Origin of the sequence: Halomonas sp. A020 (assembly GCF_027943625.1) — a bacterium.
Lineage (GTDB): Bacteria > Pseudomonadota > Gammaproteobacteria > Pseudomonadales > Halomonadaceae > Vreelandella > Vreelandella piezotolerans.
On record NZ_AP022850.1, the window covers coordinates 3,774,476 to 3,784,992 of the forward strand.

Consider the following 10,517-nt stretch of genomic DNA (forward strand, 5'->3'; position numbering starts at 1 on the left):
CGGTTTTGCATCGGCAAAGGTCATATCCAACCGAGCAGGCGAAGAGCGAAGATACCCAGTGTCACGGTCACGCTGGCCATGAGCGTGGTCATGGCGATGATATTAGCGGCCAAGGCCACGTTTCCATTGATCGCTTTGACCATCACGAAGCTGGCGGCAGCGGTGGGGCTGGCAAAGAAAAGAAACAGTAAGCCGAGCTGATTCCCCGAAAACCCCATCAGCCACGCAGCCAATGTGGAAAGCACGGGTAAAACCACCATTTTCATACTGCTGGCGCTGAGCGCCACTTGGCTACCCTCGCGCATGCTGGTAACCGAGAGCGTCGCGCCAATACAGATCAGCGCCAGCGGCAGCGTGAGGGAAGCAAAGTAGTCGCCAGAGGTCATGACCCAGCTAGGCAACGAAATGGAAAACGCTGTAAACGGTAGCGCAGCAAACACCGAAAGAATCAGCGGATTTTTGATGATATGACCCAGCAAACTCCGCCAATCGGTCGCTTGGCCGGGCTGATAGGCCGCCAAGGCAACGACGGAGAGCGCGTTATACATCACGATCACCACCCCCAGCAGCAAACTACCGGCGGATAACCCATAATTGCCGTACATGCCCGCCGCCAAGGCCAAGCCTACGACCCCACAATTTCCGCGAAACGCTCCTTGAACATAAATGCCGCGGTCGGCTCTTGGCACGCGCAGGTGCGCCCAACCCCAACTCAGCAAAAACTGGCCCAACGTGGCGAGGGCAAAAAAGAGCAGTAACGGCACATCTAGAGCAACGCTCAAGTCAGCTTTGACTAGGCTGAGAAAGATCAGCGTGGGCAGTGTGGCTTTGAACACGAGAGACGAGGCGGTCGAAATGAAGGCGCTATCGATCCAGCCCAGGCGCTTCAAGGCAATCCCGATGAACACCATGGCAAAAACAGGCAGGGTAACGTCTAAGGTGCGTGTAAAGAGTTCAAGTAAGTCCACGAAGTCGCTCTCAGTCGAATCAGCATCCTCTTATACTCTACCGTTGACTGAGATTTGTCGACTCGCTAGACAGTCTCGTCACCATAAGGGAAAGTAAGCACAAACGCGCACCGTCACTGATAGGTCACTTATGGTTTTGCCCCTCAACCATGAAAACGAAGAGCAGCGCCTTCTCACGCTCAAGCGTTATACGCTAGGGGACTTGTCGGCTGACGACCACTTCGACCGTATCACTCAACTGGCTGCTGCCTACTGCGATACGCCCATTGCGCTAATGACGCTCGTCGATGACACCCATGTGTGGGTCAAGAGTAGCGTGGGCCAATCCACGCAGCGGATGCTGCGAGAACACTCATTATGCGGCATCGCCATCGAAAAACGAGCGCTCTACGAAGTACAAGATGCCCGCCAGGACGCCTCGCTAAAGCAATTACCCCTAGTGAGTTCGCCTCCGCACATCGTGTTCTATGCCGGAGCGCCTCTGATCGCAGACAATGGCAGCATCATCGGCACGCTCTGCGTCATGGATACCCAGCCCCGTCGGCTCTCCAGCGTACAAAGCGCGCTACTTCAGCAACTGGCCAGTAGCGCGGTCCTGCAGTTCGAGCACTATGTATCTCAACGTGCCTACGATGCCATTGGCAACGCAGCGATTGGTCTCTGGGAAATGGACGTTCCCAGTCGCGCTACGCACTGGAACGATGTCGTCAACGAGCTCTACGACGTAGACAAGCGTGATGCTCGCACCTTCGAGCAGCGCATGGAAGCTTATACTCCCGAAGACCGCCAGCGCCTGATGGACGCCATCGATTCGGCTATCGAGCAAGGCCTTGCGTTTAACGACACGTTTCAATTGATCACGGTCAGTGGCGAGCCGCGCTGGGTCAGAATCACCGGCAACCCGCTAGTGGTCAACGGCCACGTGGTGCAGCTCATCGGTACGATGCTGGATGTCACTCCGCGTAAACAGATCGAAACCCAATTACTGCGCCAGCAGGCGTTGGAGCAAGCCATCATGCGTGCTCAGGCGAGCTTCATCGATGGCCAAGGCAATGCCAAAGCGCTCGACCCGCTGCTCGAAGATCTATTGGCATTGACCAGCAGCGAATATGGCTTCATTGGCGAGGTGCTATATAACGAGAGCCAGGTCCCCTACCTCGTCGCCCACGCAATCACCGACATCACGTGGGATCGAGCCTCCAAGCTGTTTTATGATCAGAATGCTCCCGATGGAATGGTGTTCAGCAATCTCGACACCCTTTTTGGTCATGTAATGCGCCATCAACAGGTGGTGATCTCCAATACGCCCGCCCTCGATACCCGACGAGGCGGGTTACCGCCAGGGCATCCGCCGCTGAATGCCTTCTTGGGCGTGCCGATTCACTCTAACGGCCACTGTATCGGGATGATTGGCCTCGCTAACCGCCCGAACGGCTATGACGACGCCCTGGTCGAATTTTTGGCACCGCTACTAGGTAGCATAGGGCAGTTCATCAATAACCTTCGCAATCACCGTCAGCAGCGCCAAGACCAGCAGGCCATTGCCCGCCTGTCGATGGTGGCCAAAAATACCAGTAACGGTGTCGTCATCACCGATGCCAAGGGCAATATCGAGTGGATCAACGACGGCTTTACACGGCTAAGCGGCTATACCTTCGAAGAAGCCGTGGGTAAAAAACCTGGCAAGCTAGTCCAGGGAAGCGCCACCGATAAAGCCACCGTGCGGCGTATTGCGCATGCGCTGCGCGACAGGCAGCGGTTCGAAGAAGAGCTGCTCAACTACCGTAAAGACGGCACGCCTTATTGGGTGCACATTAGCTGTAACCCACTTCCCGATAGCGAGCAGTCAGGTGGAGGGTTCATTGCCATTCAGTCGGATATTACCGACACGAAGCGTCACGAAGAAGCGCTGTATAAAGCTGCGAACATCGATGAATTGACGGGACTACCCAATCAACGCTTAGCCCGCACGCAATTAGAGGCGCTCATCCAGCAGCGCGAACCGTTGACGGTCTACGTACTCAACATCGATGATTTCAAACGCCTTAACGACATGTTCGGCTACCCCGTGGGTAATCGTATTCTAACGCGGATAGCGAAACGCCTGCAGGCGTCGATCAAACCGTTGCGCGGGCAAGGCATTGCCGCACGGCTTAGCGGCGATGAGTTCGTGGTGGTCGCCCCCACCCAGCACTTCAACAGCGCAGCGCTGCAAAGCGCCATCCAGCAACCCATGAAGGTACATGGGCATAGCTTAAAGCTAACGACGTGCATTGGGATGACGTGTTTCCCAGAGGACGAAGTAGACCCTGACACGCTCTTTCGACACGCTTACCAAGCGCTGTATAAAGCCAAAACCCAAGGCGTCTCCCAGTGCGTTCGCTACAGCACCGATGAAGAGTACCTTTCCCGGCTACGTCAGCAAGAGCGCACCGCCATTCAGCATGGATTGAGTCACGGCGAGTTCCAGCTTTTCTATCAACCTCAAGTCGATTTGCAATCGAAAGAGGTGGTAGGTGCCGAAGCGCTGATCCGCTGGCAGCATCCTACGCGGGGGATTTGCGCTCCAGGTGAGTTTTTACCCCTCATCGAAGGCAGCGAACTGGAGTTTCTACTGGGAGAGTGGGTCATCGAAGCCGCTCTGAAACAGCTTCAGCAGTGGCAACGCGTCGGTATTTCGCTGCAGGTCAGCGTCAATGTCAGCCCGCAGCACCTGCTGCACCAAGGATTTTTGCCTCAGCTGGAAAAGTTATTAGCTCGCTATGCCGATGTGCCCACCAAGCTGCTGGCCATCGAAATTTTGGAGTCCGCCACGCTGGATGACATGCAAGCGGCGCTGCATGTGCTCGAAAACTGTCAACGGCTGGGGATCGACGTGGCGCTGGACGATTTCGGCACCGGCTACTCGTCGCTGGCGTACTTTCGCCGCCTGCCGGTGCAGTTGATCAAAGTCGATAGAGACTTCGTTCGCGATATGCTGGCGAGCGAAGATGATCGTGCGATCGTAGAGAGTATCGTATTCTTGGCCAAGAAGTTCGCGCGCCCCGTGCTAGCAGAGGGCGTCGAGACCCTGGCACACGCTCAAGCGCTGCTGTCGCTGGGCTGCTACTTGGCCCAGGGCTACGGTATTGCGCGCCCCATGCCCGCCGAAGCGCTCCCCCAGTGGCTGATCACTTGGCAGCGGGAAGGTTTCCCAGACGCGTCTTAATCGAACAGCTCTATAGGGTCGAACTGTTCGGGCAATTTGACGACCACGGCGTCTCGCCCCTCCCCTTTGGCTTCATAACTGGCCGCATCTGCCCGGGAAATCGCCACATCGACCGTTTCGTCGCTTTCATCGAAGGTCGTCACGCCGATGCTGAGCGTCACGCTGTACTCTTTGCCCTCATGGGTCACGGTCACCTCGCTCACCGACTGACGCAACGACTCTGCGATACGCTCGGCCTGTCCCAGCGTACAGCTGGGTAACAGCACAGCAAACTCATCTCCCCCTTGGCGCGCCACATGGTCACTGCGACGTACTTCCCAGGCCACGATTTGAGCGATACGGCGGAGCATCTCGTCTCCCAGCGCGTGGCCGCCCTCGTCGTTGATAGGCTTGAAATGGTCCAGATCGAAGAGAAGCAGCGCAGAGGGCGTGCTGGTCTTCTGGAAGTCGGCAAACGCCTCTTCCAACCGGCGCTCGAATCCACGTCGATTGAGTAGCCCCGTCAACGGGTCGTGCTCTGCCTCCCAGCGCTGCAACGCCTCTTGCTGGCGACGCTCGGTAATGTCCTTCACGACCCCGACCAAGCCCAGCGAGTGCCCCCCTTGAGACAACATGACCACCCGTGCATGAATGTCCAGCCACAGCGTTTCATGGTCGCTGCGCACGAACCGTAGTTGGCGCACGAAATCGCTACCGGTTTTCAAGCTGTGAACCCACATGTCCCTCGCCCCTTCTCGGTCGTCAGGGTGCACCTGCTCCATCCACGCCTCCATGGGCGTATCGGGAGGGATATCCAGCATCTCCAGCAGTGCCGGGTTCATATAAGTGATCTTGCCGCCAAAATTGGCAACGAACATGCCCTGGGGTGTAGCGCTCAATACGGAATCCAAAAACGCCTGGCGCTCTTGCAAATGGCCGACCAACTGCTGGCGCTCATGCTCTACGCGGTTGAAAGTCATCGCGACTTGCTGCAACTCCTGCATGCTGGTGGCGAGATCGAGACTCGCGCGCTCGCCCTTACCCACTTCACCAATTTGCGATTCAAGATGGTCCAATGGCTTGAGAATGCGCGCCAGCAGCCACCATAAGAGCGGCATCATGAGTAACGCCAGGACGAACCAAATGCCCAGCAGCTTATAAATGAACCCCGAGAGCGGTAACTGTGCTTGAGTGGTGGGCAAAAACAGGCCTACTATCCAATCGGCTGGCCACACTTGGGCATACGCTTGCAGCGCTACGCGACCACTCGACAGTTCGGCAACCCCTTCCCCTCTCCAACCCGCCAGCGCAAGCTCTAACATCGGGTTCAATTGGACGTTGCTGATCTCGGCGTTCACCAACTCGTGATCAGGATGGTAAAGAATTTTGCCAGAAGCGGTCGAAACGGCCGCATAGCCACTGTCACCCAAACGAATGGTGCTCAAACGATTGAAGAGTCCGCTGCTCTTGAGGCTGACGATGCCCCCGACAAAGCCCGCAAAACGCCCGTTTTCATCCAAACGAGGAATGCTGATGAGCACCAGCGGCATACCGCTAGCCCGGCCCACGAAGGGCTCGCTCACGTAGGGGCGGCGAATACCGCGCACCATTTTGAAATACTCGAGGTCTTTGGTCTCGAGGCCCACTCGCCCCACCACGCTCGGCCAGTCGCTCAAAATCACGCCGTTCTCATCGCTGACCACCAAACCTTCGAACCAAGCCAGCAGGGAGTCGTTCTTTTGCAGCTCGTAATTCAACCAGGTGGGATCGTCTGACAGCCCAATGGCCCCGTTCAACCGCTGTAGCGCGTTGATGCGCTGGTTGATCTGTTGGGTAATCTCATCGGCCAGCAAATCGGCTTCATAGCGCAGGTGGGCGATATTGGTCTCGTGCACCATGATTTTGCCGACCTGCCACGCCATGCCCAGCACGGCCCCCGCCAAGATGGCCAGCGCACAGGAAAGCCCCAGCAGCAGCCGGCTTTTTAGCGAACGAAACGTAATCAGTCGATGGATCAGGGGGGCTAGGCGCACCAGAAATCCCTATTTCGTTAACTTTCCTTGAATGGGGTTCGCGAGTTCAGACGCTATCATGGCTCGAAAGAAATAACTTATCAAAAACAACTGAAATGTGCGCGTTGAGACAAATCAACTTAGCTATTTTTTTCTAAACCGTTTCTTTGCGTAACGAAAGCGCCTTAACTCTAAGCCAAGCGCGTGCGAATTGATAACCACGCTTATTTCACGTATGTTCGCCGCCTATCTCGCAAACCACCCGACAAAACATTTCGGCACACTCCATGGCAAAACGTACGGCGGGTTACACCTCTAAAGGCATTGGCAGCATCACACCACTCGCCGCATTTTTAAGAGAATTCGACGACGTCCTCCCGCTTCGTCCCCTCAGCGCCCAGCCAGACGCCGTCATTGGATGGGGGTTGAAACCTACCAGCCGCCGAGCGAGGCGCTACGCCGACAAGCGTCGTCTTCCCTACGTCGCCCTGGAAGATGGTTTTTTACGCTCTTTAGGGCTTAGTAGTGCCGGTTACCAACCGCATAGTCTCGTAGTGGATTACAGCGGCATTTATTACGATGCCTCACGACCCAGCGACCTAGAGCAGTGGCTAGCGACCGCCGACTTTTCGTCGGAAGAAGTATCCAGGGCAGAACATTGCATCGCCTTACTAAAGCGTTATCGCTTATCGAAATATAACCATGCGCCGGACAAGCCTCTGAGCGCTAGTGGCGCCAGCGTGTTAGTGGTCGACCAAACGGCGGGGGATGCATCCATCGAGTATGGTGGCGCGAGCGCCGCCAGTTTTTCAGCCATGCTGGAGCACGCACTGGCCTATCACCCCCAGGCCAAAGTGCTGGTCAAAATTCATCCCGATGTGATTGCGGGTAAAAAGCAAGGGCACCTTACCAGCGCTCTTCAACACCCGCGCTGCCAGGTGATCAGCGAAGATATCAACCCCTGGGCCCTGTTCGACCAAGTCGACGATGTCTATGTGGTGACTAGCCAGCTTGGCTTCGAAGCGCTCATGGCGGGCAAACGTGTCCACTGCTTTGGCACCCCTTTCTATGCTGGCTGGGGCCTGACCCAAGACCAACTCCCCTGCCCGCGGCGCACGCGTTCTCGTACATTGCCAGAAGTGTTCGCGGCGGCCTATCTTCGCTATTGCCGTTACGTTAACCCCTACACGGGCCAGCCATCCACGCTGGAAGAGACGATATACCTCATCGCTGACCAAAAGCGTCAGCAAGAACGGTTGAAAGGCGCATGGCTCGCTTGCGGCTTCTCCTCTTGGAAGCGACGTTTCATCAGCGATTTTCTGGGTCCTGCTGCCCGCGTTCGTTACCAAAAGAGCCTCCCCCAGCAAGCCGTCGAGACGCAACGGCTGCTGGTATGGTCGAGCCGTATCGACGGCACCTTCAAAACGCAGCACAGCGAACTGTTGCCTCATCTTTGGCGCATGGAAGACGGTTTTATCCGCTCGGTAGGCCTGGGCGTCGACCTCACTCAACCCCTGTCGCTGGTGATAGATCGCCACGGTATTTATTACGACCCCAGTCAGCCAAGCGACCTGGAAACGCTGCTCAACGAGCATGAATTTAGCGATGACTTACTGGCCAGGGCCGCCGAATTGCGCCAGCGCCTCGTCACCCTGAAGCTATCGAAATATAACGTCCCTGGGGCGGCTGACGTTGCCTTACCCGATCATCGAACGGTCATTTTGGTGCCGGGACAAGTCGAGAGCGATGCGTCCATCGCCACCGGCTCACCGGAGATCCGCACCAATAGCGCACTGCTAAAAGCCGTGCGCCAATCTCAGCCGAACGCTTTCATCATCTACAAAGCACACCCTGATGTGATCAGCGGGGCTCGAGTGGGCAAACTCGATACTGATGCCAAACGTCTGTATGATTTGGACGCCAGCCACGTCGACATCACCGCGTTGCTAGAGCGCGTGGATGCCGTGCATACAATGAGCTCGCTGACCGGTTTTGAAGCTCTGTTGCGTCATCGTCAAGTGACGACCTATGGCCTGCCTTTTTATGCGGGTTGGGGGCTAACGCAAGACGCCCTGCGCTGCCCAAGGCGCAACCGGACGCTCACCCTGGATGCCCTCGTTGCTGGCACGCTATTGCTGTACCCCAATTACGTCGACCCCACCTCTGGTCAGCTTTGCAATGCCGAGACCGTCGTCAGCCTATTGGAGCGGGCAAAGTTACAACAATCTAGTGCACAAACACCGCTACTTACATGGAAGCAGCGCCTTTATCGCTGCTATCGTAACTTGTTGATTGGAAGCCATTGAGTTGAAGCAGAAGCGCGCATTCTTATTCTTACAAGGCGTTTGCTCGCCCTTTTACCAACGCTTAGCCCGACGCCTCACCGACGACGGCCACCGCGTGGTGAAAGTTAACTTCAACGCGGGCGATCTCCTCTATTGGCAGCGCACGCACAGTCATAGCCACTTGTTTCGCGGCCCTCTGAGCGAGCTGCCCGCCTTCGTCACCTCACTATGGCAACGCTACGGCATTACCGACCAGGTCCTGTTCGGCGACCGGCGTCCCGTGCACCGCCCGGCGGTCGACCAAGCCCCGGCCGCAGGCATTCGCACCCACGTGTTTGAAGAGGGCTACTTCCGCCCCTTCTGGATCACGCTGGAACGTGAGGGAGTCAACGGCCACTCGCTGCTGCCTCGCGATCCCACCTGGTTTTATGAAACGGGCAAAGCGTTACCTGAGCTTCCCTCTCCGGTACGCTTTCGCTCATCGTTTAAAATCCGCGCCATGCACGATGTGGCGTACCATGTCGCCGGTCTGGCGAACCCCCTGGTCGCACCGCGCTATCGCAACCACGCGCCCATTACCGCACCGGTGGAGTATGCGGGCTACCTAAAGCGCTTCACGCTGCTCAAACAGTGGAAAAAACGCGACGCAGCACGGATTAAACGATTGATCGGAAGCGGCAAGCCCTACTTCATGCTGCCGTTGCAGCTAAATACCGATGCGCAAATTCGTGACCACTCTCCCTACGCCAACATGGAAGAGGTCATGGACCACGTGATGGGCTCGTTTGCCGAGCATGCACCAAGCGATGCCTTGCTGTGCATCAAGAACCATCCGCTCGATATGGGACTCGTGGATTACCCCTCCATCATTCAACGTCTCTCAGACTTTTACGGCTTGGATGGGCGCATCGTGTACCTCGAGTCCGGCGATCTGAATGCGCTGATCAAGCATGCAGTGGGCACCGTCACGGTGAACAGTACCGTGGGCATCGTCTCACTGGAATCACACTGCCCCACCTTTGCGCTCAGCGACCCCATTTATAATCTGGCAGGGCTTACCTACGAAGGCTCGCTGGAGGAGTTTTGGCACCAGCCACCACCGCCCAGTGACGAATTGTTTGGCTATTTTCGCAATACCGTGATGCATACCGCCCAGGTAAACGGCGGTTTTTACTGCCAGCCCAGCATCGATCTCGCAGTCAATAATGCTGCGCACATATTAGAAGCCTGCCCATCCCCTCTGGAGAAGCTGCTGTGAGTGTTGATGCAACGTACTCGACGAAGACACCACACACACGCTGCGTGCTGATTACCGGCGCCACGGGGGCCATCGGCGGAGCGCTCGCCAAGGCGTATGCGACGCCCCAGACGCATCTCATTCTGCATGGACGCAACGTCAGCGCCTTAGAGCACGTGGCTAACGCCTGTCGCGAAAAAGGGGCTGACGTGTCGCTCTCCTCCATCGACCTCACCGATGAGGAGGCACTGGCGCAGTGGCTTACTACGCTCAGTGCCGAGCAGTTGCCGGATATCGTGATCGCCAACGCAGGCAAGAACACACATCCTGATCAGTTGGGCGAGCTCGAGCCCTGGGCCGATGTTCAAGCCTTGCTGGACATCAACCTCATCACCCCCATTGCCATGGCGCAGCACTTGGTGCCCGCCATGCGCGCACGGGGTAGCGGCCAACTGGTATTCATTAGCTCACTGGCAGGTTGGCATGGACTACCCAGCACGCCCACGTACAGTGCCAGCAAAGCGGGCATCAAAGCGTATGGCGAAGCCTTGCGCGGCTTGCTCGCCCCCTGCGGCATCGGGGTAACGGTCGTCATGCCCGGCTACGTCACCTCCCCCATGTGCAATGCCATGCCTGGCCCCAAGCCCTTTGAGTGGCCACCCGAACGAGCCGCCAAAGTGATCGTTCGTGGCATTCGCGCCAACCGTGCGCGAGTCAGCTTCCCGTTTCCGCTCAACTTCGGCACTTGGTGGCTGGCCGTCTTGCCAGCAGGCGTGTCGCAGTGGCTCATCAAACGACTGGGTTTCGATCATGTAGGAGGCCGGTAAG

Annotated in this window: 6 protein-coding genes; 4 read left to right on the forward strand and 2 right to left on the reverse strand. The window is 57.0% G+C overall.

Going from position 1 to position 10,517, the window contains the following annotated elements; genetic code table 11:
• Positions 1–20: 20 nt before the first annotated feature.
• Positions 21–968: an AEC family transporter gene (locus tag FRH_RS17870; protein WP_281997407.1), complete on the reverse strand. Its 948-nt coding sequence runs from the start codon at positions 966–968 to the stop codon at positions 21–23.
• 130 nt (positions 969–1,098) lie between these two features.
• Between FRH_RS17870 and FRH_RS17875 the strand changes: the two genes are divergently transcribed.
• Positions 1,099–4,176 carry an EAL domain-containing protein gene (locus tag FRH_RS17875; protein WP_281997408.1) on the forward strand — a complete coding sequence of 1,026 codons (3,078 nt, stop codon included), beginning with the start codon at positions 1,099–1,101 and terminating at the stop codon, positions 4,174–4,176.
• Here FRH_RS17875 and FRH_RS17880 read toward each other — a convergent pair.
• Entirely contained in the window at positions 4,173–6,188 is a 2,016-nt protein-coding gene (locus FRH_RS17880) for a diguanylate cyclase (protein ID WP_153842795.1), read from the reverse strand. The two genes, FRH_RS17875 and FRH_RS17880, sit on opposite strands and share 4 nt — an antisense overlap.
• Before the next feature lie 266 nt (positions 6,189–6,454).
• Between FRH_RS17880 and FRH_RS17885 the strand changes: the two genes are divergently transcribed.
• From FRH_RS17885 to FRH_RS17895, 3 genes are read left to right on the forward strand one after another with little or no spacing between them, the layout of a single operon-like run.
• Positions 6,455–8,473, forward strand: a complete 2,019-nt coding sequence (locus FRH_RS17885) for a capsular polysaccharide biosynthesis protein (protein WP_281997409.1) — start codon at positions 6,455–6,457, stop codon at positions 8,471–8,473.
• A 1-nt stretch (position 8,474) separates the two neighbouring features.
• Complete coding sequence (locus FRH_RS17890; protein WP_281997410.1) at positions 8,475–9,710, forward strand: capsular biosynthesis protein; 1,236 nt, start codon at positions 8,475–8,477, stop codon at positions 9,708–9,710.
• A complete protein-coding gene (locus tag FRH_RS17895) occupies positions 9,707–10,516 on the forward strand; it encodes an SDR family NAD(P)-dependent oxidoreductase (RefSeq protein WP_281997411.1) in 810 nt (269 codons plus the stop codon). The genes FRH_RS17890 and FRH_RS17895 overlap by 4 nt, the downstream gene beginning before the upstream one ends.
• Position 10,517 lies beyond the last annotated feature (1 nt).

What these genes read in the sequence shown, in the direction of transcription:
- FRH_RS17885 (WP_281997409.1), top strand. Translation starts at nt 6,455, where the DNA reads ATGGCAAAACGTACGGCGGGTTACACCTCTAAAGGCATTGGCAGCATC.
- FRH_RS17875 (WP_281997408.1), top strand. Translation starts at nt 1,099, where the DNA reads ATGGTTTTGCCCCTCAACCATGAAAACGAAGAGCAGCGCCTTCTCACG.